The following is a 25,177-nucleotide window of genomic DNA, read 5'->3' on the forward strand; positions in this document are numbered from 1 at the left end:
AAAGGCGGCGAGCGCGCACTTTCCATGCGGCCTGCCGACGCCGGCCATCACGTTGCCGGCGCTGCGCGCGCGCCGACGCGTCGGGACCGGAGCGTTTGCGCGCTTCGGACCATCTATCTCGGTATCGCGTGTTATGTCGGCCTGAGCGATTGCGCGCATTGCTTGGAAGCAATAGCTCGCGAGGACACCTGAAGGATGGGCCGTCAGGCCGCCGCGCGCGCCTCCGATTCCTGCGGCTTGCGGTCGGTGACGAGGGCGAGCAGCACCGTCAGCACCATGAAGGCGGCGGATGCGCCGAACACCCAATGCGGCAGATTATGGTCCATGATCCAGCCGAACAGCAGCGGGCTTGCGATGCCGCCGAAGTTGAAGCCGGTGGAGACGATGCCGAAGGCGCGGCCGGCCGCACCGGGCGGAGCCGCGTTGCGCACCAGCATGTCCCGCGAGGGCGTGATCACGCCGCCGAGGAAACCGGCCAGGCCGAGCGCCGCGGTCAGCACCGCCGACGGCAGATTGACCAGCGCGATCAGCAGCACGATCGCCGCATTGACCGCAAAGCAGATCGCCGCGACCTGGCTGTGGCGGTGGGTGCGGTCGGCGAGATAGCCGCCGGCGAGCACGCCGATTGCACTGGCGCCGAGGAACGCGGTCAGCGCGATATTGGCCGACGAGAACGACACGCCATAGCCGCTCAGCAGCGCCACCACGCCGAAATTGTTGATCCCGGCGCTCGACAGGCTGAGCAGCGTGAAGAACACGGTCAGCATCATGATCGCCGGCGTCACCACGCTCGCTTGCCCCTTTTCGGCCGCCTCCGGCCCGTCCTTCGCGGCACCGGCATCGGGAATGCCCATGACGACGAGCAATAGCGCCACCAGCGGGCCGATGGCGCCGGCCACCATCAGCGCGCCGAGCCCGCCGATTGCTGCCACCAGTGCCGCCATGATCGCCGGCGCCACCGCGCCGCCGAGGAAGCCGGCAAAGGTGTGGATCGAGAACGCGCGGCCCATCCGCGCCTCGTCCATATGCGCCGACAGGATCGCGTAATTGGCGGGATGATAGACGCTGTTGGCGAGCCCGAGCGCAATCGCGCTCGTGATCAGCGCGGGATAGCTCAAATGCGTGCCGAGCCCGATCAGGGCAAAGCCGCCCAGGCAAAGCCCGATCAGGAGGATTTTTCGCGCGCCGATATGGTCGGCAAGATAGCCGATCGGCGCCTGGGTCAGGCCGGAGACCAGCGCGAAGGCGGTCAGCGCGAAGCCGAGCTCGATATAGCCGACGCCGAGCTGCTCCTTCAGGAACGGGAACAGCATCGGCAGCACGAAGAGATGGAAATGGCTGACCCAATGCGCGATCGAGATCCCCGTCAGCGTGCGCAGCGCGCTGTCGGTCTTCAATTGCTGCGGTGCGGCGAGAACATCAGCCATATCAGTGAGAAGCCCATCAAATTTGTGACGCCCGGCAAGGCTTGCCGGGAAAATATCGGCTGGGCGTTATTTGTCCATGAAGGCCGCTGCATGGCTGCCCCGGCATACCGCGTCCGAGCGACATGCGGCATTAAAGCGGCAAGACAAGCACTTGCATTGCAGCAATGATCCGGCATGACCGATCCGGCAAGAAAGCTGCGCATCCTGATCCCCGAGGGGGCGAGCACCTCGGCGCGCGAGGCGATCACGATCCTCGGCCTTGCCGGCCACCATGTCGAAGTCTGCGATCCCTCACCCTGGTGCCTGTCGCGCTATTCACGCTTCGTGCGGAAATTCCATCGCTGTCCGGGATTGCGCCACGACCCTGAGGGATTCCTCAGTTTCATCGAGCGGCTCCTGAAGCAGACGCCTTTCGACGTGCTGCTGCCGACGCATGAACAGGGTTTTCTGTTCGCGCGCGCCGAGGCGCGGCTGAAGGGCCGCGTCGGGCTGGCGCTGCCGCGGTTCGACAGCTATCGCCTGGTGCACAGCAAGGCCGGCTTCAGCCGCCTGCTCGACCAATTGGGCCTGCCGCAGCCGCCGACGCGGATCGTGACGTCGGAGAGCGAGCTGCGCGATGCCATCCGCTTCCCCTCCGTGATCAAGACCTCGGTCGGCACCGCGAGCCGCGGCATCTGGTTCGTGCGGGATGAGGCTGATTTCAACATTGCGCTCTACGAGCTCGGCGCGACCGACACGTTCGCCGACCAGCTTCTGGTGCAGGATCTCGTCACCGGCACCACGGAGAAGGCGCAATCGGTGTTTTGCTTTGGGAAACTGGTCGGCTTCCACGCCTACCGGCAGATCGCGCCCGGCGTCGGCGGCGGCGAGGCGATCAAGGAGAGCGTCAGCCGTCCGCAGGTGCGCGCCTATCTGGAGAGAATCGGAGAAACGCTGGCCTGGCATGGCGCGCTGTCGGTCGACGCGATCATGCCGATCGACAGCCCCGTGCCGCTCCTGATCGACTGCAATCCGCGCCTGGTGGAGCCGCTCAACGCTTTCCGCGCCGGCACCGATCTGGTCGATCTGCTGCTGCGGGTTTCGCTCGGCGAGACGCCACAGCCCTTGCCCGAAAGCCGCACCGGCGTGCGGACGCACCTGGCGATGCAGGCGCTGCTCGGCCACGCCTCCCGCGGCGGCACCAGGCGCGACATTCTGGTTGAGTGCGGCGATCTGTTGAAGACCTCAGGGCCCTACAACGCCAGCACCGAGGAATTGACGCCCGTGCAGCTCGACTGGCTCAGCGCCGTGCCGCTGGCGATGACGGCCGGCCTGACGCTGGTCTCGCCGAAACTGGCAAGGACGGTCGCCCGCGGCGGTTTCGGCGCGCATCTGCTCGACCTGAAGAGCATCCGCAAGATCGAGCGCGAGGATTTTGCGGGTCTGCATCAGCCGCCGTAGGGTGGCAAAGCACTCACTCTCCGAAACCGCGCACCGGCGTCGTCCCGTCGAAAGACGGGACCCATAACCACAGGCGGTTGTTGTGGCGCGAGCAAGCAGTTACAGCAATGCACACGACAAAGGCCTGTGGTTATGGGTCCCGGGTCAAGCCCGGGACGACGGGGCGTTGTCCTTGCGCCTCACAACGGCTCATCATCCGGGCCGTAGCGGTCGCGCTTCGGCGTTGCGATGTCGCCGTCCTCGTAGTCGTCGTCCTCGTCATGAGGCGCAGGGGGAGGCGGCGGCTTCGGCTTGCCGCCCTCCTGCTTCGGACGTTTTCCCTTCTTCCAGATCCCGCCCATGGCAATCTCCCGCCACCACGACATAGTGGCTGATTGCGGCGGAACAAGCCAGCCCGCGCGCAGGCCGCGGACCGGCGAGGCGCTTCAGAACGTCGCGCCGGCCTTCACCAGGAAGGTCCGGCCCGGCAGCGGATAGGCGCTGAAGCGGCCGGGCGTGAAGTTGGAGGCGATCGCGTAGTCGTAGTAGAGCGCGTTCAGCACGTTGTTCACGCTGACCGACCAGAAGAAATGCTCATAGGCGCCGCTCAGCTTGAGGTCGATCGTCGCATCGCCCGGAATACGGGTTTGCGTATTGGCCTGGTCATTATCCATGACGCGCGAACTCCAGGCGCGCAGGGTGGCATCGAGCACGAGATAGTTCTGCCAGATATTCCAGGTCACGCCGAGATTGCCTGTCGTGCGCGACACCAGCGGCACGTCGTTGCCGGCGAACTGTCCCTCGCGGAAGACGGCCCGCGTATAGGCCATGCCGCCGCGCAGCGACACGGTATCGCTGACGCGCAGCGAGGCCTGCGTCTCGGCGCCATAGCGCCGGGTCGGATCGAGGTTGACGTTGAAGAACAGCACCGGATTGAAATGGATCTCGTTCTCGAGGTCCATGTTGTAGATGCTGGTCTGCACCTGGAAGCGGTTGGTCCTGACGCGGAAGCCGGCTTCGACGTCATGCGAAGTCTGGGTTTTCAACTGGAAATTCTGCGGCAGGGAAAGGCCGGTCAACGGATCGAACGCAGGTCCCGTCGACACCCGCTCGTCGACATCAGGCGTGCGGAAGGCGTGCGCGGCACGGGCGAACACTGAGAACACGTCGGTGATGCGGTGCTCGACGCCGACATGCAGCGCATAGTTGGTCTCGCTCTGGTCGAGCGGCGTCGCCTGCGCGTCAAAGGCGAACGGCGCGTTCGGATCGTAGCGGTCGCGTGCGCTGAGCCAGGTGTTCTGCACCCGCGCACCATAGGAGAAATCGGTCGTCGGCAGCAGGCCGACCGTGTGCATCCAATAACCGGCGAGCGACTGCTGCGACAGGTCGTAGGTATGGATCGGCGGCACGCCCTGGAACGCACCGCGCTGCTGGTGGAACGTCGCATCGTAATAGTCGATACCGGTCAGGATCGACGAGGGAATCCCGAAGATCGAATTGTTGACGCTCAGCCGCGGCGTGATCGACCAGGTCTGCAGCGCGGCGTCATTGTAAGTTGACGCGAAGCTCGGCAGCGGCGAGGCACCGAAGAATGCGCTTTGCGTATCCTTCTGGCGGTAGCCGCCATCGACGATCAGGTCGACGCCGTTCAGAAGGGTCTTGGTGAAGCCGGCCGTGGCGCTTGCGCCCTGCTGGTTGCCATGGTCGAACGGCGTGCTGGTGCCCCTGCGATTGGTGACCAGTTCGTTGACGCCGATCGAAGGATCGACCAGCCGGCCGCCGGGAAAGCCCAGCTTCTGGTCGTCGCCGGTCACGGTCAGGAATGCTTTCAGGTCCGGCGTCGTGTAGTTGAGATTGCCGACGCCGTTGCGCTGGTCGAGCGCATTGTTCACCCGGTAGCCGTCGGACTTGATGCCGTTGCCATAGAACGAGGCCGACCATGGCCCGGAATTCATCGCGGTCGAGATCGCGGCCATGCGCTGGTTGAAGGAGCCGTAGCCGGCCTCGCCGCGGATCGAAGCCGGCGGGCCGCCGACGCCGGTCTTGGTGACGATGTTGATCACGCCGCCGATCGCGTTGTCGCCGTAGAGCACCGCGCCGCTGTTGCCGCGGATGATCTCGATGCGCTGGATCGAATCGAGTGGAATGGTGGAGAGATCGACCTGCGCCATGTCGATATCGTTGAGCCGCCGCCCGTTGAGCAGGAACAGCGTGTTGGCGGTGGCGAAGGCGCCGAAGCCGCGCAGGTCGACCGAGCTCTTGGCGCCGTTGACGCCGCCATAGAGCGATTGAAGCTGGACGCCGGGCACCTGCGCGATGATCTCCGGCAGCGTGTGCGACGGCGAATGCGCGATGTCATCGGCGGTGATCACGGTCGAGGACGTCCCGACGATGCCCGCGAACTGCGGGCCGCCGCCGCCGGATGCCGCTCCGGTCGCGGCGGCGCCGCCCGAGCCCGCGCCGCCGGCCGGCCGCGCGTTGCTAGGCACCTCGCCTGGCGCGGGCCGACGCGGCCCCGGTGTTCCGTCGGACGCAGGCCTGGCGCGGGTGCGGTTCTGGTCGACCGGCGCGCTGACTTCGACCGGCGGCAATTGCTCGGAGGGCGCCTGCTGTGCCTGCGCGGCGGAAACGTGCAAAGCGGGCGCCAGCATGCTCGACGCGAGCAGAAGCGCCCGGCGTCGCCTGGTGGCTGCAATAACGGAAAACATCGGTGAGACCTCGGTATGACGTCAGTGGCACGTCACAGCGAACCAAGGCTCACCATCGCGTTTCGCGCTTCAGGTGAAGCTAATGCCTGTACTCCCCGACCGACATCGTCGCGTGTGACCACGTATGACGGCAGGTCTCCTGGCTCGCGGGTCGTTACCCTTCGTCGCCTTCCCAGGACCGAGACGCCCAGTGGCATAAGACGAAGGATTCACCGCATACAGTTGCGGGGGCAGCCGCGGCTTGAGGGAAGTTTCCCGGTACCGCATTCCCTTTTGATCCCGATAGGAACCGTCGGAGCCATCTAGGATTTTGGCGGCACCTGAGTCAATCCCGGCGAAACTGCGGCGCCCTGTCTCCGATACGCTTTTTTGTTCTGGTGTCGCTTGTCTGCCACCCAATTCGCTGCAAGAAGCAGGGCGCGATGAGTGTACAGGATTTCACGATAGCGGCCGGTCTTGCCGCGCGGCGACGGTTGGGGGCGACGGTTGCGATGATCGCGCTGGTTGCCCTGCTGATGCTGATCTCACTCGGCACCGGTCCGGTGCGGCTGTCGCCGCTGACGGTGATCGAGGCGTTGTTCGGCGGCGGCAGCGATGTATCGCAGGTGATCGTGCGCGAGATCCGCCTGCCGCGCACCATCCTGGCATTCGCGATCGGCGCCATCCTCGGGCTGTCAGGCGCGGCGCTGCAGGGTTTGTTGCGCAACCCGCTGGCTTCGCCCTCGCTGTTCGGCGCGCCGCAATCGGCGGCGTTCGGCGCGGTGCTGGTGATCGCGCTGGGATTGGCTGATGTCCGCTCCTATGCGCTGCCGGTTGCCGCCATCATCGCCGCCTTCGGCTCGGTATTCGTGCTGCTTGCGATCGCTGGCCGCAATGCCGGACTGTTGATCCTGATCCTCGCCGGGCTTGCGATCTCGAGCCTGGCGGGCGCTGCGACCGCGCTGGTGATGAACCTCGCCAGCAATCCGTTCCTGGTGCTCGAGATCGCATTCTGGCTGCTCGGCTCGCTGGAGGATCGCAGCTTCCAGCATGTCGCGATGGCGCTGCCCTTCATCGTAGCAGGTAGCGCCATCCTGCTTTCGCAAGCCAGCGCCTTCCGCGCGCTCACGCTTGGCGAAGAGACCGCGCAAAGCCTCGGCGTCGACGTCGCCCGCCTGCGGCTGTTCGTGATCGCGGGTGTCGCGCTCGGCGTCGGCGGCGCGGTGGCGGTCACCGGCACAATCGGCTTCATCGGTCTGGTCGCGCCGCATCTGATGCGGCCCGTGATCGGCCACGACCCGGCGCGGCTGTTGGTGCCGAGCGCGCTCGCGGGCGCGGCGCTGTTGCTCGCGGCCGATATCGCGGTGCGCATCATCCCGTCGACCTCGGACATCAAGGTCGGCGTCCTGACCTCGATCATCGGCGTGCCGTTCTTCCTCTATCTGATCGTGCGCGAGCGCCGCGCGCTCGGCGGAGGCGTCGCATGACGGCGCTTGTCGCAGAACATCTCAATGTCGCGCTCGCCGGCCGCCGCGTGCTCAGCGATGTGTCGCTGCAACTCGCTTCAGGCCATCTCGTCGCCCTCGTTGGTCCGAACGGCGCCGGCAAGACCACGCTGCTGCGCGCGCTCGCCGGCCTCATTCCCTCCGATGGCGTCATCAAGGTGGGTGGCGAGGGGCTCGCCGCGCTGTCGCTGCGCGAACGGGCGAAGCGCTTCGGCTATCTTCCGCAAGGGCACATGGTGCACTGGCCGCTGCCGGCGCGCGACATCGTCGCGCTCGGCCGCTATCCGCATGGCGCGACCGATCCGGCCCGGCTGTCCCCGCGCGATATTGAGGCGGTGACACGGGCGATGCAGGCCGCCGACGTCATGGAGTTCGCCGCGCGGCGCGTCACCGAACTGTCCGGCGGCGAGCGCAGCCGCGTCGCGCTGGCGCGCGTGTTCGCGGTGGAGGCGCCGATCATCCTGGCGGACGAGCCGACCGCCTCGCTCGATCCGCGCCACCAGATCGACGTCATGAAGGGTTTGCGCGCCGCCGCCGACAAGGGCGTGCTGGTGATCGTGGTGACGCACGACCTTGGCCTTGCTGCGCGCTTCGCCGACCATGCGCTGGTGCTGTCGCAGGGCCGCCTCGCATCGCAGGGCGTGCCGGCAGACGCGCTGTCGGAAGCGGTCATGGCCGATGTGTTCCGCATCAGCGCCTTCCGCGCCGAATATCAGCGCGAGACGGTGATCGTGCCGTGGGCGGAGATCTGATGCGGCGGCTCGCTGCATTCGTCGCAGCGTTCGCCTTGTCCACCACTGTCGCGCTTGCGGCAAGCCCGCCGCGCATCGTCTCGATGAATGTCTGCAGCGATCAATTGCTGCTCTCGCTCGCCGATCCCCAGCAGATCCTGGGCCTCAGCCGGTTCTCCCGCGACGCCTGGCAATCCTTCGCCGCCGACAAGGCGCGCCGTTTCCCGATCCTGTCAGGCGGCGCCGAGGACGTGCTGGTGCTGAAGCCGGACATCGTCGTCGCCAGCCTGTTCGACAAGCGCGCAACGCGCGAGTTACTCAAAGCAAACGGCCTTCATCTCGTCGAGTTCACCGTGCCGCGCACACTGGACGAGGTGAAGGACCAGATCCGCGAGATGGGCGAGATCGTGCAGCATCCGGATCGTGCCGAGGCCGCGATCACCAGGCTCGACGCCGCGGTCGCCCGCGCGCGGCGGGCCGCAACCGGCAAGCACTATCGCGTGCTGCCGCTGGCGCGCCGCGGCTGGGTGTCCGGCAGCGACAGCCTGGTGTCGTCGCTCCTGACCGAGGCCGGTCTGCTCAATCCGGCCGGCGACCTCGGCCTCGCCGCCGGCGGCTACGCCCCGCTGGAAGCGATCGTGCAATTGAAGCCGGACTTCATCCTGGTGTCGGAGGCCGGCGACCGCGCCGAAGACGACGGCCGCGCCTTCCTGCTGCATCCGGCGCTGGAGCATTTCTATCCGCCCGCGAGGCGCATCGTGCTGTCCGAACGTCTCACCGTCTGCGGCGGCGTGATGCTCGCCGACGCGCTGGACGTGCTGACGAAGGAATTGGAGCGCGTGGCGCGATAGCCGCATCCCCTCGTCATTCCGGGCGAGAGCCCGGAATCCATTTCTCCGCTTGCGCATGCGGCGCAATGGATTCCGGGCCTGCGCCTGGCGGCGCATCCCGGAATGACGAGGTGGAGAGATGGGCGCGTCACCTGCCCCGCTGTTCCCGGATTACGCTTCGCTTCATCCGGGCTAGGGATGCAGCGCGCAAGGACGCAATCCTCCCACAAAGGCGCGGTTAAATCGCGCATTGCGACGACTTATATGGAATAGCAGAATCGTTCCGGTGTTGCGCTTTGTACGACAGGCAGAGGAGAGTGGCGTGGCGGAGTTCGTGGTCGAGTTCGGCAAGGACGGCGGGCGGGTCGAGGCCGACGGCCGACTCGATGCTGCTGCCTTTCACCGCAACCATCAGCCGATCTGGGCGGTGCTGGAAAAATTTCTCGCGGGTAAATCCGGCCATGTGCTCGAGGCCGGCAGCGGCACCGGCCAGCATGTCGTGTATTTCGCTGAGCAGACCCCCGACATCACCTGGTGGCCGAGCGACCTCAACGACGCCCATCTGAAGAGCATCGCCGCCTGGCGCGCGCATTCCGCACTTCCGAATATCCGTCCGCCGCTGAGGATCGATCTCTCCGATCCGGCCTGGCCTGGTGCGACACCTGAGGGCGGCGAGCTGCCAAAGCTGCTCGCGGTGTTCTGCGCCAATGTGATCCACATCGCGCCCTGGCGCGTCGCCGAGGGCCTGGTCGAAGGCGCCGCGCGCCGCCTGCGCGACGACGGCCGGCTGTTCCTCTACGGCCCCTTCAAGCGCGACGGCAAGCACACTGCACTCAGCAACGCCGTGTTCGACACGTCCTTGCGCAACCAGGATCCCGACTGGGGCGTCCGCGACATCACCGACCTCGAGAAGCTGGCGGCGCGCGTCGGCTTGTCATTGCAGGAGGCGGTAGACATGCCCGCGAATAACATGATCCTGGTGTTTGGTCGCTCCTAGCCAACGATCTCCGACCTCATCCCGAGGAGCCGCGTCAGCGGCGTCACGAGGGATGGGCCGCGGGCCTCATGGTTCGAGACGGCGCTGCGCGCCTCCTCACCATGAGGAACCACCATCCACCCACCCGATCTTCTCTCTCAAGAACCCAAGCCCCAGCGCCGTGAAGGCGGCGCGCTCCTTGTTGTCCTTGCCATAGCCGTGGCCGCCGGCCGCGGGCTCGTAGAAATACGCCTCATATCCCATCGCCTGCAGCTTGGCGGTCATCTTGCGGGCGTGGCCGGGATGCACGCGGTCGTCACGGCGCGTGGTCGCGATCAGGATCGGTGGATATTGCTGGCCCGGCTTCGCCGAGTGATAGGCGGAATAGGTTTGCAGCCAGGCCCATTCCTCGGGCTTGTCGGGATCGCCATATTCCGCAATCCAGCTCGCGCCGGCGAGCAGCCTGGTGTAGCGGCGCATGTCGATCAGCGGGATCGTGCAGAACAGCGCGCCGAATCTTTCCGGGTAGCGCACCAGCATGTTGGTGATCAGGATGCCGCCGTTCGATCCGCCTTCGGCCGCGATCCGCTCGGGCCGCGTCACGCCGCGCCTCACCAGATCGGCGGCGACGGCGGCGAAGTCGTCGTGCGCCAATCGCTTGCCCGCATAGCGGCCGGCGTCGTGCCAGCGCGTACCGAATTCGCCGCCACCGCGTATATTGGCCTTCACAGTGGTGCCGCCGCGCTCCAGCCACAGCTTGCCGAGCGCCGGGTTGTAATAGGGCTTCACCGGTACGCCGAAGCCGCCATAGGCCGTCAGATGCACCGGCGCATCGCCGGTCCCGGTCGCAGGTCCCGTCTGCACATAGGGGATGCGTTCGCCGTCGACCGAGATCGCCTCGTGCTGGGTCACGACGAGTCCATCCGCGTTGAACGTCTTCGGCGCCTGCTTCAGCACCGTGGGCGCTCCGACCTTCTCGATCAGCATCAGCGAGGACGGCGTCAGCGGATCCTGCACGTTGGCGAGCAGATCGCCGTTGCTCTCGGATATGTGGCCGTCGAGCCGCCAGACATCGACGACGCCGATCTCGGGCAGCCCTTCGAGCCGCTCGCGCGTCCAGCCGCCAGCCGATGGCATGCAGATCTCGAACACCGGCCGCAGCTCGTCGAGGATCGACAGCACCAGCCGGCCCGCGGTCCAGGAGAAGCCCTGCAGCGCCCGCCGCGGCTCCGGCTCGAAGACGACGGTGAAATCGCGGCTGCCGGCGAGGAATGCCGACAGCGACATGCCGAGCACCGTATCCGGCGCGTAGGTCTTGCCACCGACTGTCCACGTCTCGCGCAGCTTGACGACGAACCAGTCCTGATAGGCGAGCAGCCAGATGCTGGTCGGCAGATCGAGCTTCGTCTTCGCGCCCGTCTCGTCGCCGAGCCAGGCATTCAAGTTGAAGAAATCGAGCCGGTCGATGTACCACGTCCGTGGGACCGGTCCGGAATCGTCGACCTGAGAGCTTGCGCTCATGCGGTCGGCCGGCACTTCGAACAGCACCGGCGCGCGCTCCACGGCCTCGCCGCGCCGCCATAGCCTCACGGTTCGTGAATAGCCCGAGGTGGTCGCCATGCCTTCGCCATAGGCGCTTGACAGCAGCAGCGTGTCGTCGTCGACCCAATCGATGCCGCCCTTGGCCTCCGGCAGCACGAAACCGTCGGCGACGAAGCGCTTTGCATCCATGTCGAATTCGCGCAGCGTCACCGCATCGCTGCCGCCGCGCGACAGTGCGAGGATCGCGCGCCGATCATATCCCGGCCGCATATGCGTCCAGTTCAACAGCCAATCCTGACCTTCGTCGGCGGCGAGCCGGTCGACGTCCAGGAGGATGTCCCAGTTGGGATCGGATTTACGGAATTCGTCGAGCGTCGTGCGCCGCCACAGGCCGCGCGGATTGTTCGCATCCTTCCAGAGATTGTAGAGCAGCCCGCCGCGCCTGCTGACATAGGGAATGTTGTCCGGCCGGTCGAAGATCGCGACAAGCGTGTCGCGATCGGCGGCAAAGGACGCGCCGGCGAATTTCTCCAGCGTCAGCCGGTTTTGGCGCTCCACGAATTCCAGCGCCCGCGCGCCTTCGATCTCCTCCAGCCAAAGATAGGGATCGTCGTCGGGCGCGTCGATCGTAGGCCTGTCGTTGATGGTCATCGCGGAACTCCGAGGGCAGTCACAGAATTCTCGATGTAGGCGCTCGCGCCTGTGCTGTCCAATGGCGTGCGCGCCGCTCGCGCGCCCCAACCACCGTCGTCATGCCGGGGCGCGCGCTAGCGCGAACCCGGAATCCATTGGGCCGCAGGCGCAAGCGGAGAAATGGATTCCGGGCGCACGTTACGCGTGCCCCGGAATGACGGCGGAGAAAAATTCGCCAGCGATTCCAGAGTGATTTGCCCCGTCCAGTCCTCGCACAAAAAATATTCCGCTTCCGTCGTCGGGCAAATCAGTGATTTAACTCCGCGCGTCTCACCCGAATGAGGGGCGGCTCGCGATCGTCACGAACGTTGCGGTGAGATGCGGTGGACGCTGATATCACGACTGACGAGCGTGACTATCCGTGGACGGCGAAGTCGTGTGGTTCTGGCGCCCCGACGCCGGCGCTAAGTTTTTTGCGTGAACAAATTCACGCGAGAGATGACGGTGGCAAGAAAGCCCGGTCACCGGGAAGAGCACGAAGTAAGCCGTAAACCACTGCGCAGGGAAAGCCGGTGTTGCTCCGGTTGACCTGTGGCCCTACCCCCGTGCTTTTTGTTGCACGGGGCCCACGGGTGCAACCGGCACCCGGCTTTCCCTGCGCCCTCTGCGATTTGAGAGGGTGGAACGAGATGCAAACCTCGGGCGCAATGCGCCGCGAGATGGCGGACTCACATCCCCTCCGCTGTTTGACAATTGAATCCGAAAATCCATCCCCGTTATTGCCCCGCTTCGCTCGGAGCGGTGCGCTCCACTCCATCCCCTCACCCTGAGGAGGTCGCGCAGCGATCGTCTCGAAGGGCGAGGCCACCGGCGGGGCCTCATGGTTCGAGACGCGCGTTCCGCGCTCCTCACCATGAGGGTCTGACAGCGGCGCCCGAGTCGCGCGCTATCCCACCTAACGCCTCACGTTCCCTCTTCGTTGAACTTGCTCGCAACGAGTTCGGCGATGGCATCGAGAGCGGCTTCGGCTTCGGGGCCGGTGGCGGAGACGATGACAGAAGTGCCGGGGCCGGCGGCGAGCATCATAAGGCCCATGATCGAAGTGCCGCCGACGGTCTCGCTGCCGCGCGTCACCCAGATCTCGGCGTTGAAGCGTTCGACCATCTGCACGAATTTGGCGGAAGCGCGTGCGTGCAGGCCGCGCTTGTTGACGATCTGGAGTTCACGGGAGATCGCACCCGCAGGAACGGTCGGGCCGATTTCGTTTTCGCCCGAGCCCTCGGCGCTCATTTGCCGGCAAGGACGCGGCTGGCAATGGTGACGTATTTGCGGCCCGCTTCCTGGGCCATCGCGATCGCGTCGGGCAACGACCGCTCCTCGCGAACCTTCGCGAGCTTCACCAGCATCGGAAGATTGATGCCTGCGAGCACTTCGACCTTGGGCCGGCTCATGCAGGAGATCGCAAGGTTCGACGGCGTGCCGCCGAACATGTCGGTCAGGATCGCAACACCGTCGCCGCTATCGACGCGGTTGACCGCTTCGATGATGTCGCTGCGACACAGATCGGCGTCATCTTCGGCTCCGATCGTAATTGCTTCAATTTGTTTTTGTGGGCCCATCACATGTTCGAGCGCCGCCTTGAACTCGTCGGCAAGGCGCCCGTGGGTCACAAGCACTAGACCAATCATCGGAAACTCCTCGCGGGTGCTTCTTGGTGCACCGCACGAACGCGCCACTTTGACCATCCAGAGGCCCCGCGCAAGAGGGCATCTTGGCTATCTCCCGGAATTTGGGGGCGGAGAAATACGGGTCTGCACCGGTCTATTCAGTGGCCATATTGCGGCTGATATGGTTACCGATCCGCCCCAAGCAATCATCCGCAACATTACGGGAACATGAACTTTCAGTTGTCGTCAACGCTGCGACAACCAGTAGCAGGGGTGAAATGCCTTCACCGATGGGGATTCGCGGTAGTAAAACACCGTTTATCTCGGTCTGCAGGGCTTCGGGCGGCGGCAGGCGCTCGGCATCGCTGGCGGCGAGATCGACCACCAGCCCCACGATTGCCTCGTTTGTGAACTCAAGGTGGCGGATGCCGAGCCCTCGAATCTCCATCAGCCCGGCCAATTCTGCGACCGGCCGGACGCGCAATTCTTTGCCGGCTGTGTCGAGATGGACACGGTCGTCGCCGACCAAAACGGCCGGCGGCAGCTGGTTGGCGCGCCCGGCGAGGATCAGATCGAAGGCGAGACGCGACTTGCCGGAACCGGATGGTCCGCGGATTAGCACCGCGCGTTCTCCGACCAGCACTGCGGAGGCATGCACGCTGGCGGTGTGGCTCATAGCGCCGGCAGCCTGACCACGAAGCGCGCGCCTGATACCGTCGGCTTGCCGTCGGCATCAGCCGGACCCGGGCGGTTCTCCGCCCAGATGCGTCCGTTATGCGCCTCGATGATCTGCTTGGAGATCGACAGCCCCAGTCCGGAATTCTGGCCGAAGCCCTGGTGCGGCCGGTCGGTGTAGAAGCGCTCGAAGATGCGCTCGAGTGCATCCTCGCCGATGCCCGGGCCGTCGTCGTCGACCACGATCTCGATCTCCGCGCGCACGCGGCGGCAGATGATGCGCACCTTGTCGCCGGCTTGCGAGAACGACTGCGCGTTGGAGAACAGGTTGGAGATCACCTGTCCGAGCCGCGAGTCGTGGCCGGGCACCGCAAAGGTGTCGGTCGGACCGCGGCCCTCGAACCGGGCTTCGACCGCGACGTCGTGGCCGAGCTTGGTCTCGTTGGCGACCGATGTCAGCGTCGTCAGCAGGCGGCGCAGATCGACCTGCGCCATATCCTGGCGCTGCAACTCGGCATCGAGCCGGCTCGCATCGGAGATGTCGGAGATCAACCGGTCGAGCCGCCTGACGTCGTGCTCGATCACGGCGAGGAGGCGGGAGCGGCTGCTTTCGGTGCGAGCCAAAGGCAGCGTCTCCACCGCCGAGCGCAGCGACGTCAGCGGATTCTTCAATTCGTGGGCGACGTCGGCGGCGAACATCTCGATCGCCTCGATCCGGCTGTAGAGTGCGTTGGTCATGTCGCGCAGCGCGCCGGAGAGATGGCCGATCTCGTCGCGGCGGCGGGTGAAGTCGGGAATCTCGACGCGGGTCTGGATGCGGCGGCGGACCCGCTCGGCGCCATCGGCAAGCCGCCGCACCGGACCGGCTATGGTGCTCGCAAGCAGGAGCGACAGCACGATCATCACGGCGGCGGCGACGCCGCCGACCTTGAGGATCGCAAGCCGCTCGGCGGTCACCATCTGGTCGATGTCGTCGCCCTGGGTGGAGAGCATCAACGCGCCATGCACGGCGCGGAAGCGCTGCACGGGGACGGCGACCGAGACGATCACCTCGCCGCGATCGTTGACGCGGACCATGCTGCTCTTCTGGCCGTTCAAGGACTGCGCGACTTCCTGGTAGCCGGTGCCGTTCTCCGGACCCAACTCGCGATAGAGCGGGAGATCGCCGCGGTTCAGCCAGGTGCGGATTGCGATCGTGGTCCGCTCGGCGAATCCCGGCTTCTCGGCATTCGGCGGCGGCAGCTCGATCCGGAACACGTCGCCCTTGCCGTAGAGGCTGCGGCTGTCGAGGATCAGTCCGCCCTCGCGGTCGAAGATGCGGGCGCGCGTCTTGGTCGGCGAGATCAGCCGCCGCAGCACCGGCGCGACGCGTTCGGGATTGATCGGGAAGTCGGAATATTCGTCCGGTACGCCGTAGCTTTCACCGGGCTTGAGGTCGAGCAGCCGCTCCGGATCGATGGTGATGGTGTTGGTCTCGACGGTCGCGGAGGCCGCGATCGCGCCGGCGATGATCTCGGCCTGCACCAGAAGGCTCTGGGCGCGCGCATCGATCAGGCCGGCGCGGAATTGCGAGAGGTAGAGGATGCTGGCGACGAGGGCGACCAGGCCCGCGAGATTCAGCGAGACGATGCGGCGGGTGAGGCTCGAGAAGGACAGCGCGAAGAAGAACTGTCCGGCGCGGCTCAGCAAGTCCAGCGGCCGCCAGCGCTTTGCCGCCACCTTGTCGGCAAACTGGTCCTGATCGAGGAGCGCCTGGGCGTCCTCGACGGTTTGGGCTGGGTCGGGCTGCGTTCGATCAAGCACTGGCAGAACTGCCGGTTCGTTGACGAGAGGTGTTACCATGCAACGCTATCGGGCCCGCACCCTACCCCATAGGTGCGGACCGTGTCAGTTAACAAAGCGGGCTTTCGCCGCGGATCAGGCTTCCTTGAAGCGATACCCCACGCCGTACAAGGTTTCGATCATCTCGAAATCCTCGTCGACCACCTTGAACTTCTTGCGCAGCCGCTTGATGTGGCTGTCGATGGTGCGATCGTCGACATAGACCTGGTCGTCATAGGCGGCATCCATCAGTGCATTGCGGCTCTTCACCACGCCGGGCCGCGTCGCCAATGCCTGCAGGATCAGGAATTCGGTGACCGTGAGCGTCACCGGCTCGTTCTTCCAGGTACAGGTGTGGCGCTCCGGGTCCATCCTGAGCAGGCCGCGATCGAGCGCGCGCGTATCCGGCTCCTTCGGAGCGGCGGTCGGATCCTTTGGCTGGCCGCGGCGGAGCACGGCCTTCACGCGCTCGACCAGGAGGCGCTGCGAGAATGGTTTGCGGATGAAATCGTCGGCGCCCATTTTCAGGCCGAACAATTCGTCGATCTCTTCATCCTTGGAGGTCAGGAAGATCACGGGCAGATCGGATTTCTGCCTCAGCCGTCGCAGCGTTTCCATGCCGTCCATGCGCGGCATCTTGATGTCGAGGATGGCCAGATCCGGCGGCGAGGTGCGGAAGCCGTCCAGCGCCGACGCACCATCCGTGTATGTCATGATGCGGTAGCCTTCGGCTTCCAACGCGATCGAGACAGAAGTGAGAATATTGCGGTCATCATCGACCAGGGCGATTGTGGGCATGAGCCTGCTTTCAGTTTCCAGTTGGCTGAAACGGCGAGCATTCCGGTGATGCGCCGCATAATTGGGCTTCGGACGCGGTCAGCGAGCAATGCAACGAAGGCTGAAGTGTGACCGAGTTCCGCCAAACGCTTCGCCCCCGCGACGCGTTCGACCCGTCTGGAGCCCGTTTACCCGAAAAAAGCCCCGAAGTGCAACCACATGGCCAGACAATTGCTAGGTAATTTCGATGCGAGCAACCGCCGATTTCGACCCCGCCAGGCTGGCCCGTTCCCTGCTCCGGAGGAGCCGGCAAGGGGCCTTGGCGACGCTGATGCCAGAAACCGGCGACCCCTATTGTTCCCTGGTCAGCATCGCGTGCTGGTCGGGGGGCGGAAGAGATGGAAGGCGCGCCGCCGCGGCCTCTCGCGCTGCCGCTACTCGTCGCCCATCCATCCTAGCAAGCATTTGTAAAATATAGTGTTTATGCCTTGCGGATCACCCCCTCCGCCGCCTCATCTGGCCGCCCGCTTCCACCGGATCGTCGATCTCGCGTCCGAGCAGTCTTTGACCGATCCGGTTGGGGCGAAGCGGCTGCTGGAGGCGGAAGCCGGGGGCAGCCGAGCAATATGAACGAGGCTCACCGCGACGCTGCTCGGGGCCGAAAGCGCCGCTTGGCACTGCATTGGCTGCGACCGCGAGGGCATGGACATGCAGGCGGGCAGGCGGACGCTGCGGCTCGGATTTCCCGAGCGCGCCGGCAACGCCGCGGAGCTGTGCAGGATGCTGGTCCGGCTCGCCGACGAAGCGCGCAAAGGGATAGGCGCGAGCAGCGCGATGTCGCAGCGAATTGAAGAGAGTGCAATCGTCAACGCGCCTGGCATCATGCTTCTCATGCGCAATTGCGCGGAACGTTCGCGCGCGCCGCGCATTCTTATGGGCCGTCGAATTCGATGATGGCTTGTTGACGTCGAGTAAGGCCGTGCAATCAACTCTCTTTGTCGATTGGATTGTGCGATCCGACTGCAGCGGCATCGCCGGTGACAAGGCCCGACGTCTCGTCTCTCCAGACCGCATATCCGGTATCTGCGCGTTGATCGACAGCGACGCAGCGTGTCGGATGGCATCAATTGTGCATCGCAAAGATGTCGTCCCTGGCGTTGATCGCGGCGGATCGTCGCGCGATCCATGGACAAGAAACGCAGCCTTGCGCTGCAGCAAGTGCTTGAACCACATGGGAGCAGATGCCTTGGAATAAACCAAAATTCGGGGACTAGCTTGGCAAGCTCGGATTGCCCCATTATGAGGTCGCTGGACCGGGGCCTTCGGGCTATATTCGTTGTTGGAAAAGGTCACCGCGACTGAGCGCGTTTAGCGACATTCGCGCAATGGGAAACGCGGGTTCGAGGAGGTTCTTCGTGCAAAACACGGGCGTGTACAACGGTGCCTTTGGCGCCGACAAATTCGGCTTAAAAAATCTCAAGCGCGTGCATTGGAATCTTCGCGCGCCGCAGCTCTATCAATATTCGCTTGCGGGAGGCGAGGCCGTGCTCTCGGCCGATGGCGCGCTCTGTGCGGACACCGGCGAATTCACTGGCCGCAGCCCCAAGGACAAGTTCACCGTCCGCGACGCGACCACCGACAAGAGCATGTGGTGGGCCGGCAACCAGTCGATCACATCGGAACAATTCGAAGCGCTCCATCAGGATTTCCTCAAACACGCCGAAGGCAAGACGCTGTTCGCGCAGGATCTTTATGGCGGCGCCGATCCGACCTATCGCATCAAGACGCGCGTGTTCACTGAGCTTGCCTGGCACTCGCTGTTCATCCGTACGCTCCTGATCCGCCCCGAGGCGATCGAGCTTTCGAGCTTCGTGCCCGAGCTCACGATCATCGACATGCCGAGCTTCCGCGCCGATCCGAAACGTCACGGCGTGCGCTCGGAGAACGTCGTCGCGATCGATTTCGCCCGCAAGATCGTTCTGATCGGCGGGTCTCAATATGCTGGCGAGATGAAGAAGTCGGTCTTCACCACGCTCAACTATTATCTGCCGGCGCGCGGCGTGATGCCGATGCACTGCTCGGCCAATGTCGGGTCGAAGGGCGACACCGCGATCTTCTTCGGCCTCTCCGGCACCGGCAAGACGACGCTGTCGGCCGATCCCAACCGTACGCTGATCGGCGACGACGAGCATGGCTGGGGTCCGGACGGCGTGTTCAACTTCGAAGGCGGCTGCTATGCCAAGTGCATCAAGCTGTCGAAGGAAGCCGAGCCTCAGATCTATGCCGCGAGCAAGCGCTTCGGCGCGGTGCTCGAGAACTGCGTGCTCGACGAGGACACCCGCGAGGTGGACTTCGACGACGGCTCGAAGACCGAGAACACCCGTTCCGCCTATCCGCTCGATTTCATCCCGAACGCCTCGCGGACCGGCCGCGCGCCGCATCCGAAGAACGTCGTGATGCTGGCGGCCGATGCCTTCGGCGTGCTGCCGCCGATCGCGAAGCTCTCGCCGGCGCAGGCGATGTATCACTTCCTGTCCGGCTACACCGCGAAGGTCGCCGGCACGGAGCGCGGCCTCGGCTCGGAGCCGCAGCCGGAATTCTCCACCTGCTTCGGCTCGCCGTTCCTGCCGCTCGACCCCTCCGTCTACGGCAACATGCTGCGCGACCTGATCGCCCAGCACAATGTCGATTGCTGGCTGGTCAATACCGGCTGGACCGGCGGCAAGTATGGCGTAGGCTCGCGCATGCCGATCAAGGTCACGCGCGCGCTGCTCACCGCGGCGCTTGACGGCAGCTTGCGCAATGTCCAATTCCGCACCGATGAGTATTTCGGCTTTGCGGTGCCGACGGCGCTGCCGGGCGTGCCGAGCGAGATCCTCAATCCGGTGAACACCTGGAAGGACAAGGCTGAGTTCGACAAGACCGCCCGCGCATTGGTCGGCATGTTCCAGAAGAACTTCGCCAAGTTCGAAAGCAAGGTCGACGCCGAAGTCCGCGCCGCCGCGCCCGACGTGAAGCTCGCGGCTGAATAGCTCTACGTAAATTTCCTCGACTGAAAAGGGCGACCCGCGGTCGCCCTTTTCTGTTCCGGAACATGTCTGCATCACAGCCAGCAACATCCGGAAACACTGCGCAAGCGCCCGTTAACCGCCTTCGCCCGTAACTCGCGCATCTCGATCAATGGAGCACGGCGCGCACGATGGGCGACATCATGAGCATTCTGCAGAATTCCTACGCTTCGGCGTCGCTGTCGACGCCCTCCAATACGACCTATGTCAATGTCGATCCCGCGAGCTACCAGGGCACCTGGGACGGCACCTATTCGAATGGCCAGAAATTCCAGTTCAGCATTTCGCAGGTGAACGGATTCCGCGCCCAGGTGAAATATCAGAACGGCGCGACCGTCCAGTATCAGCAGGTGCTGATCAAGGACAATTCGTTCCGGATCGGCGACACCAAGTTCACTCTTGCCTCGCAAGGCAATGCGCAAGTGAGGAACGTCGTCACCGATCCCGTGTCGGGCAATACGTCACTCATCACGGGAAATGCGACGCAGGATACTTGAAAAGGCGAATAGCGAATGGCGAGTAGCGAATTAGGTCTGCAATGACTTCTTATTCGCCATTCGCTATTCGCAACTCAGTCGGGCAGCACGGCGTTGGTCGGTGTCGGGCGGTCGGTGATCTGCAGCCCGAACAGGCTGCCGATCAGTTCGACCGCGACCCGCGCGGTACGGCCGCGCTCGTCGAGGAAGGGATTGAGCTCGACGATGTCCACCGACCGTACCAGTCCGGAATCGTGCAGCAGTTCCATGATCAGGTGGGCCTCGCGGTAGGTCGCACCGCCCGGCACCGTCGTGCCGACGCCGGGCGCGACCGAAGGATCGAGGAAGTCGACGTCGAAAGAGACGTGCAGCACGCCATTCTTCGCCTTGACGCGATCGATCACGCGGCGGATCAGCACGGCGACGCCGAACTCGTCGATGGCGCGCATGTCGGCGATGGCGACGCGGCGCTCGCGCAACAGCTTGCGCTCCAGCGGGTCGATCGAGCGGGTGCCGATCAGGTCGAGCTGATCAGGTGACATCGACGCGCGCGGCAGGCCGCCGAGCAGGTTGTCGAGCCCGGGCTCGCCGCAGAGGAAGGCGGCGGACATGCCGTGCATGTTGCCGGTGATCGTCGTGTCGGGCGTGTTGTAGTCGGCATGCGCGTCGACCCATAGTGCGAACAGCGGCCGGCCCTTCTCCTGCCAGAAGCGCGCAACCCCATTGATCGACCCCATCGAGAGCGAGTGATCGCCACCCATGAAGATCGGCAGCGCGCCGGATTGCGCCAGCCAATAGGCGCGCTCCGAGACCAGTCGGATCCAGGTCTTCACCTCGTCATAGAACTTCGTATTCGCGGGCACCGGCCCGTCCGAGACCACCGCCGGGATGGAGAGGTCGCCATGGTCGTCGACGGAAAATCCCAACTGTTCGAGTACGCGCGCGATGCCCGCCGTGCGCAGTGCCGCCGGCCCCATCAGCGTGCCGGCCTGCGCGGCGCCGATCTCGATGGGCACTCCGAGAAGCGCGATCCGCGAGGGATTTGAGTTGTCAGCTTCGGACATGAGGCGGCGCTCTCTCAAATCGTAGGGTGGGCGAAGCGAAGCGTGCCCACCATCGACATTCCGCAAGAAGTGGTGGGCACGCTTCGCTTTGCCCACCCTACGCTTTCTCGCTCACGCCTTGAAGTACGCGATCTGCGTCGTGGTGGCGAGCAGGCGGCCGGAGGGCGACCACAGCTCGCCGTTCTGGTCGCCATAGCTCTTATGGAAGATCTTGGCATCGGCCGCCGCCAGCACGCGGGTGATGTCCTCGGCGGCGAGGTCGGCGGCGTCGACATGGAAATAGGTCGTCAGCGACACCGTCCCGAACGGCACCAGTTCCCGCTTGGCGTGGAAGACGCGGCCGAAGAAGGCGTCCGACATGGCCGTCAGCGATAGCGCATCGATCTTGCGCGGCACGCGGTCGGAGATCCAGAGTTTTGAGTAAGCGTCCGGCGCTTCGCTCGAGGGCGTGCCGAATTTCGGCTCGCCCTCGACGAAGCGGAAGTCATATTGCTTGACCCACGAGGCCGCCATTTTGGGATAGGGCAGGGTCTGTTCGAACGGCGTTGCGTCCGGAAACCTCGCCTGCTGATGCGACCAGGAGGAGCGACGCTCGGCGAACACCGCAGTCGCAAGCGTCGCGACCTCGCCGCCGCCTTGAGTCATCTCCACGGACCAGTGCTGGCTCGAACGGTTGGCCTTCACCAGGCGGACATCGAGGTCGAAGGCGCCTTGCGCGACCGGCGCACAATAATTGACGGTGAGCGCGAGAGGATCGCCGGCGCGTTGCGGATGGTCGATCAGGGCCCGCAGGATCGTCGCAGCGGTGGCCCCGCCGAACGGGCCGACAAACGCCCAGTAATCGTCACTGGTCTTCCCCTGCCAGCGGCTGTCGCCGGCAGTGATCGCGGTGGCGTCGTCGAACAAATGCGGGGTCTTGGTGAGCATATGAATCCTCGGTTGCGCGCGCAACGAAGATGCGCGACGGCCGCAGTATCGCGACTACTCGGCGGAATTCAATAACGTCGGAGGTAGTGGTCCTCAGAACACCAGCCCTCATTCTGCGCAGCAGGCGTCTCGAAGGATGGCGGCAGGCTCGGTCGGGGCCTCATGGTTCTCAAGGCGATGCGAAGCATCGTCCGGAGACGCCCGCTGCGCGGGCTCCTCACCATGAGGGGATACGGCGTGTCCCGCGATCTAGCGCTTGGCTCCCCACTGCGCCTGCTCCTTGAGCGTGCGCGGCGCGGGCGGCCTTACCGGCACGTTCCAGATGTCCTCGGCGTATTCGCGGATGGTGCGGTCGGAGGAGAACCACGGCATCCGCGCCACGTTCAGAATCGAGGCCCGGGTCCACGCCGGCACCACCTGCCAGCGCGCGTCGATGCCGCGCTGGGTGTCGTAATAGGAATCGAAATCGGCGCTGACCATGTAGTGGTCGAGATAGCGCAGCGCATGGCCGATCGAGGCGAAGCGCGCGGGATCTCCCGGCGAGAACGCGCCGCTCTCGACCGCGGTGATGGCGCGCGCCAGCCGCGGCGAGCGGCCGATCAGGTCGCTGGCATCGAGTCCCTGCTTGCGACGGACCATGACGTCGCCGGCTTCCATGCCGAAGATCGCGATGTTCTCGGCGCCGACATGGTCGCGGATCTCGATATTGGCGCCGTCGAGCGTGCCGATGGTCAGCGCGCCATTGAGCGCGAGCTTCATGTTGCCGGTGCCGGAGGCTTCCATGCCGGCGGTCGAGATCTGCTCGGACAGGTCGGCGGCGGGGATGATCACCTCGGCCAGGCTGACATTGTAGTCGGCGAGGAAGGCGATCTTCAGCCGACCATTGATCGCGGGATCACTGTTGACGACCTCGGCGACATCGTTGATGAGCTTGATGATCAGCTTGGCGTAGCGGTAGCTCGCCGCCGCTTTGCCGGCGAAGATTTTTACGCGCGGCACCCAGTCGCGCTGTGGCTCATCCTTGATCGCCTGGTACAGCGCGACCGCTTCCAGGATGTTCAAGAGCTGCCGCTTGTATTCATGGATGCGCTTGATCTGCACATCGAACAGCGCTGAAGGGTCGACCTTGATGCGGTTGCGCTCGCCGATCAGCCGCGCCAGCAGCACCTTGTTGTGACGCTTGACGTCGCGGAATTGCTGCTGGAACGCGTTGTCGCTGGCGTACGACTCGAGCCGCTCGAACAGCGAGAAATCGTCGAGCACGGCTTCGCCGCAGACGTCGCGCAGCAGGCCCGTCAATCTCGGATTGGCCAGCATCAGCCAGCGGCGGAAGGTGATGCCGTTGGTCTTGTTGGTGATGCGTGTGGGATAGAGATGGTGGAGATCGTGAAACACGGTCTCCTTCATCAAGTCGGAATGCATCGCCGAGACACCGTTGATGCGGTGCGAACCGACGAAGGCAAGCTGCCCCATCCGCACCCGGCGGCCCGACTTCTCGTCGATCAGCGACACTGAAGCGCGGAATTCGATGTCGCCGGGGCAGCGCTCTTCGGCGAGCGCAAGGTGCTGCACATTGATGCGGTAGATGATCTCGAGATGTCGCGGCAACAGCCGCTCGAACAGTTCGACCGGCCAGGTCTCGAGCGCCTCCGGCAGCAGCGTGTGGTTGGTGTAGGACAGCGTGGCGACCGTGATCTTCCACGCCTCTTCCCAGCGGAAATGGTGCAGGTCGACCAGGATCCGCATCAGCTCGGTGACGGCCAGACTCGGATGGGTGTCGTTGAGCTGTACGGCCGCTTTCATGGCAAGGCTGCGGAGCCCGCCGTCGGCCGCAAGGTGCCGCTTGACCAGATCCTGCAGCGAGGCCGAGACGAAGAAATATTCCTGGCGCAGGCGCAGCTCGCGCCCCGCGGCGCTTTCGTCGTTCGGATAAAGGAATTTGCAGATCGCCTCGGCGCGCGCCTGCTCGGCGCTGGCGGAGACATAGTCGCCGGTGTTGAACACGTCGAGTTTTAATGGATCCGGCGCATGTGCTGACCACAGCCGGAGCGCGTTGACGCGCTGACCGCGCCAGCCGACGATCGGGGTGTCGTAGGCCATCGCCTCCACAGTTTCCGCGGGGTGCCAGACGGCGATGTCGCGGCCGCGGTCGTCGGTATGCTCGACGGTGCCGCCGAAATGGATGTTGTAGACGACTTCCGGCCGCTGGAATTCCCAGGGATTGCCGTAGCCCAGCCACTCGTCCGGATATTCCTGCTGCCAACCGTGGTTGATGATCTGGCGGAACAGGCCGAAATCGTAGCGGATGCCGTAGCCGATGGCGGGGATAGCCAGCGTCGCCATGCTCTCCATGAAGCAGGCGGCGAGGCGCCCAAGGCCGCCATTGCCCAGCGCCGCGTCGGGCTCGCATTTGCGCAGTTCATCGAGGCCGACGCCGAGGTCGCCGAGCGCTGCCTCGAACACCGGCAGCAGGCCCATATTGTTGAGCGCGTCGGTGAAGAGCCGGCCGATCAGGAATTCCAGCGAAAGGTAATAAACCCGCTTGGCGCCGGCGTCGTAGCTCTCTTTTTCCGCCGTGAGCCAGCGATGGGTGATGCGGTCGCGCAGCGCGAGTGCCGCCGCCTTGTACCAGTCGCGCTTGGTCGCCATGCTGGCGTCCTTGCCGATCTCCAGCCTCAGCTTGGCGAGGATCGCACCCTTGATCTCGGCCAGCGCCAATTCATCGATCGGCTGACTGAGCGCCGGATAGCTTCCTGAGAAAGACTGTTCTTGCAACGCGGCAATCCTGAACTTGGGGGACTCGACCATGATCCGATCAGACGCAATCGGATCATGATCTAATCTCTTCGTTTGAGCATGATCTTTTCGGAAAACCGGTTTCCACTTTTCCGGATCATGCTCTAGATAACAAATGATACGCGTCTTGCACTTCAACCGGAACTGCCCCAGCCG

General features: G+C 64.8%; 20 protein-coding genes and 1 riboswitch. Of the genes, 8 read left to right on the forward strand and 12 right to left on the reverse strand.

The genetic code is table 11. From position 1 onward, the window contains the following. Positions 1-203: 203 nt before the first annotated feature. Complete coding sequence (locus tag ACVJGD_RS32135; RefSeq protein WP_456637975.1) at positions 204-1,427, reverse strand: MFS transporter; 1,224 nt, start codon at positions 1,425-1,427, stop codon at positions 204-206. Positions 1,428-1,601: 174 nt separating this feature from the next. On the opposite strand from ACVJGD_RS32135, the gene ACVJGD_RS32140 reads away from it, so the two are divergent. Further along, complete coding sequence (locus ACVJGD_RS32140; RefSeq protein WP_456637976.1) at positions 1,602-2,867, forward strand: hypothetical protein; 1,266 nt, start codon at positions 1,602-1,604, stop codon at positions 2,865-2,867. 179 nt (positions 2,868-3,046) lie between these two features. Here the strand turns inward: ACVJGD_RS32140 and ACVJGD_RS32145 are convergent, their stop codons facing one another. Together ACVJGD_RS32145 and ACVJGD_RS32150 are read right to left on the reverse strand one after the other, a co-directional pair. Further along, on the reverse strand, positions 3,047-3,208 hold the full coding sequence (locus ACVJGD_RS32145; protein WP_456637977.1) for a hypothetical protein: 162 nt from the start codon (positions 3,206-3,208) through the stop codon (positions 3,047-3,049). A gap of 84 nt (positions 3,209-3,292) precedes the next feature. Further along, the gene (locus ACVJGD_RS32150) at positions 3,293-5,554 is read right to left on the reverse strand and encodes a TonB-dependent receptor (RefSeq protein ID WP_456637978.1); all 2,262 of its coding nucleotides are present in this window, start codon (positions 5,552-5,554) and stop codon (positions 3,293-3,295) included. Positions 5,555-5,666: 112 nt separating this feature from the next. Further along, a riboswitch (cobalamin riboswitch) is annotated at positions 5,667-5,863 on the reverse strand. 182 nt (positions 5,864-6,045) lie between these two features. On the opposite strand from ACVJGD_RS32150, the gene ACVJGD_RS32155 reads away from it, so the two are divergent. The 4 genes from ACVJGD_RS32155 (at position 6,046) to ACVJGD_RS32170 (ending at position 9,596) form a co-directional block, all read left to right on the forward strand. Next, complete coding sequence (locus ACVJGD_RS32155) at positions 6,046-7,020, forward strand: FecCD family ABC transporter permease (protein ID WP_456640444.1); 975 nt, start codon at positions 6,046-6,048, stop codon at positions 7,018-7,020. Beyond that, on the forward strand, positions 7,017-7,790 hold the full coding sequence (locus tag ACVJGD_RS32160) for an ABC transporter ATP-binding protein (protein WP_456637979.1): 774 nt from the start codon (positions 7,017-7,019) through the stop codon (positions 7,788-7,790). The genes ACVJGD_RS32155 and ACVJGD_RS32160 overlap by 4 nt, the downstream gene beginning before the upstream one ends. After that, a complete protein-coding gene (locus ACVJGD_RS32165; protein WP_456637980.1) occupies positions 7,790-8,620 on the forward strand; it encodes an ABC transporter substrate-binding protein in 831 nt (276 codons plus the stop codon). Before ACVJGD_RS32160 ends, ACVJGD_RS32165 begins: the two co-directional genes overlap by 1 nt. A gap of 301 nt (positions 8,621-8,921) precedes the next feature. Then, the gene (locus ACVJGD_RS32170; RefSeq protein ID WP_456637981.1) at positions 8,922-9,596 is read left to right on the forward strand and encodes a DUF938 domain-containing protein; all 675 of its coding nucleotides are present in this window, start codon (positions 8,922-8,924) and stop codon (positions 9,594-9,596) included. Positions 9,597-9,692: 96 nt separating this feature from the next. Here ACVJGD_RS32170 and ACVJGD_RS32175 read toward each other — a convergent pair whose 3' ends face one another. The 6 genes from ACVJGD_RS32175 to ACVJGD_RS32200 all read right to left on the reverse strand — a co-directional run bounded on the left by ACVJGD_RS32175 (position 9,693) and on the right by ACVJGD_RS32200 (position 16,711). Next, positions 9,693-11,768 carry a prolyl oligopeptidase family serine peptidase gene (locus ACVJGD_RS32175; RefSeq protein ID WP_456637982.1) on the reverse strand — a complete coding sequence of 692 codons (2,076 nt, stop codon included), beginning with the start codon at positions 11,766-11,768 and terminating at the stop codon, positions 9,693-9,695. Positions 11,769-12,713: 945 nt separating this feature from the next. Beyond that, complete coding sequence (locus ACVJGD_RS32180) at positions 12,714-13,040, reverse strand: HPr family phosphocarrier protein (RefSeq protein WP_456637983.1); 327 nt, start codon at positions 13,038-13,040, stop codon at positions 12,714-12,716. Further along, on the reverse strand, positions 13,037-13,438 hold the full coding sequence (locus ACVJGD_RS32185) for a PTS sugar transporter subunit IIA (protein ID WP_027579987.1): 402 nt from the start codon (positions 13,436-13,438) through the stop codon (positions 13,037-13,039). Before ACVJGD_RS32185 ends, ACVJGD_RS32180 begins: the two co-directional genes overlap by 4 nt. A 133-nt stretch (positions 13,439-13,571) precedes the next feature. After that, entirely contained in the window at positions 13,572-14,093 is a 522-nt protein-coding gene (locus ACVJGD_RS32190) for an HPr kinase/phosphorylase (protein ID WP_456637984.1), read from the reverse strand. Then, complete coding sequence (locus tag ACVJGD_RS32195; RefSeq protein WP_456640445.1) at positions 14,090-15,895, reverse strand: stimulus-sensing domain-containing protein; 1,806 nt, start codon at positions 15,893-15,895, stop codon at positions 14,090-14,092. Before ACVJGD_RS32195 ends, ACVJGD_RS32190 begins: the two co-directional genes overlap by 4 nt. A 114-nt stretch (positions 15,896-16,009) precedes the next feature. Further along, positions 16,010-16,711: a response regulator transcription factor gene (locus tag ACVJGD_RS32200; RefSeq protein WP_027579989.1), complete on the reverse strand. Its 702-nt coding sequence runs from the start codon at positions 16,709-16,711 to the stop codon at positions 16,010-16,012. Positions 16,712-17,470: 759 nt separating this feature from the next. Here ACVJGD_RS32200 and ACVJGD_RS32205 point away from each other — a divergent pair. The 3 genes from ACVJGD_RS32205 to ACVJGD_RS32215 all read left to right on the forward strand — a co-directional run bounded on the left by ACVJGD_RS32205 (position 17,471) and on the right by ACVJGD_RS32215 (position 20,255). Beyond that, entirely contained in the window at positions 17,471-17,644 is a 174-nt protein-coding gene (locus ACVJGD_RS32205; RefSeq protein WP_456640604.1) for a hypothetical protein, read from the forward strand. 461 nt (positions 17,645-18,105) lie between these two features. Next, a complete protein-coding gene (locus ACVJGD_RS32210) occupies positions 18,106-19,722 on the forward strand; it encodes a phosphoenolpyruvate carboxykinase (RefSeq protein ID WP_456637985.1) in 1,617 nt (538 codons plus the stop codon). A gap of 167 nt (positions 19,723-19,889) precedes the next feature. Next, positions 19,890-20,255 (forward strand): hypothetical protein, encoded by a 366-nt coding sequence (locus ACVJGD_RS32215; protein WP_456637986.1) that lies wholly within the window; start codon positions 19,890-19,892, stop codon positions 20,253-20,255. 74 nt (positions 20,256-20,329) lie between these two features. Here the strand turns inward: ACVJGD_RS32215 and rocF are convergent, their stop codons facing one another. The 3 genes from rocF to ACVJGD_RS32230 all read right to left on the reverse strand — a co-directional run bounded on the left by rocF (position 20,330) and on the right by ACVJGD_RS32230 (position 25,000). Continuing rightward, positions 20,330-21,298, reverse strand: coding sequence for an arginase (gene rocF, locus ACVJGD_RS32220; protein WP_456637987.1), 969 nt, complete (start codon positions 21,296-21,298; stop codon positions 20,330-20,332). A gap of 111 nt (positions 21,299-21,409) precedes the next feature. Beyond that, positions 21,410-22,225, reverse strand: coding sequence for an acyl-CoA thioesterase (locus ACVJGD_RS32225; protein ID WP_456637988.1), 816 nt, complete (start codon positions 22,223-22,225; stop codon positions 21,410-21,412). 249 nt (positions 22,226-22,474) lie between these two features. Further along, a complete protein-coding gene (locus tag ACVJGD_RS32230; RefSeq protein ID WP_456637989.1) occupies positions 22,475-25,000 on the reverse strand; it encodes a glycogen/starch/alpha-glucan phosphorylase in 2,526 nt (841 codons plus the stop codon). Positions 25,001-25,177 lie beyond the last annotated feature (177 nt).

The sequence above is a fragment of the Bradyrhizobium sp. USDA 10063 genome, assembly GCF_054063735.1.

Excerpts from the sequence above, each read along its gene's own strand:
- ACVJGD_RS32200 (WP_027579989.1), bottom strand. The coding sequence starts at position 16,711 with ATGCCCACAATCGCCCTGGTCGATGATGACCGCAATATTCTCACTTCT.
- ACVJGD_RS32145 (WP_456637977.1), bottom strand. The coding sequence starts at position 3,208 with ATGGGCGGGATCTGGAAGAAGGGAAAACGTCCGAAGCAGGAGGGCGGC.
- ACVJGD_RS32155 (WP_456640444.1), top strand. The coding sequence starts at position 6,046 with ATGATCGCGCTGGTTGCCCTGCTGATGCTGATCTCACTCGGCACCGGT.
- ACVJGD_RS32150 (WP_456637978.1), bottom strand. The coding sequence starts at position 5,554 with ATGTTTTCCGTTATTGCAGCCACCAGGCGACGCCGGGCGCTTCTGCTC.
- ACVJGD_RS32165 (WP_456637980.1), top strand. The coding sequence starts at position 7,790 with ATGCGGCGGCTCGCTGCATTCGTCGCAGCGTTCGCCTTGTCCACCACT.
- ACVJGD_RS32180 (WP_456637983.1), bottom strand. The coding sequence starts at position 13,040 with ATGAGCGCCGAGGGCTCGGGCGAAAACGAAATCGGCCCGACCGTTCCT.
- ACVJGD_RS32140 (WP_456637976.1), top strand. The coding sequence starts at position 1,602 with ATGACCGATCCGGCAAGAAAGCTGCGCATCCTGATCCCCGAGGGGGCG.
- ACVJGD_RS32160 (WP_456637979.1), top strand. The coding sequence starts at position 7,017 with ATGACGGCGCTTGTCGCAGAACATCTCAATGTCGCGCTCGCCGGCCGC.
- ACVJGD_RS32190 (WP_456637984.1), bottom strand. The coding sequence starts at position 14,093 with ATGAGCCACACCGCCAGCGTGCATGCCTCCGCAGTGCTGGTCGGAGAA.
- ACVJGD_RS32225 (WP_456637988.1), bottom strand. The coding sequence starts at position 22,225 with ATGCTCACCAAGACCCCGCATTTGTTCGACGACGCCACCGCGATCACT.
- ACVJGD_RS32175 (WP_456637982.1), bottom strand. The coding sequence starts at position 11,768 with ATGACCATCAACGACAGGCCTACGATCGACGCGCCCGACGACGATCCC.
- ACVJGD_RS32185 (WP_027579987.1), bottom strand. The coding sequence starts at position 13,438 with ATGATTGGTCTAGTGCTTGTGACCCACGGGCGCCTTGCCGACGAGTTC.
- ACVJGD_RS32215 (WP_456637986.1), top strand. The coding sequence starts at position 19,890 with ATGGGCGACATCATGAGCATTCTGCAGAATTCCTACGCTTCGGCGTCG.
- ACVJGD_RS32135 (WP_456637975.1), bottom strand. The coding sequence starts at position 1,427 with ATGGCTGATGTTCTCGCCGCACCGCAGCAATTGAAGACCGACAGCGCG.
- rocF (WP_456637987.1), bottom strand. The coding sequence starts at position 21,298 with ATGTCCGAAGCTGACAACTCAAATCCCTCGCGGATCGCGCTTCTCGGA.
- ACVJGD_RS32205 (WP_456640604.1), top strand. The coding sequence starts at position 17,471 with ATGCTGGTCCGGCTCGCCGACGAAGCGCGCAAAGGGATAGGCGCGAGC.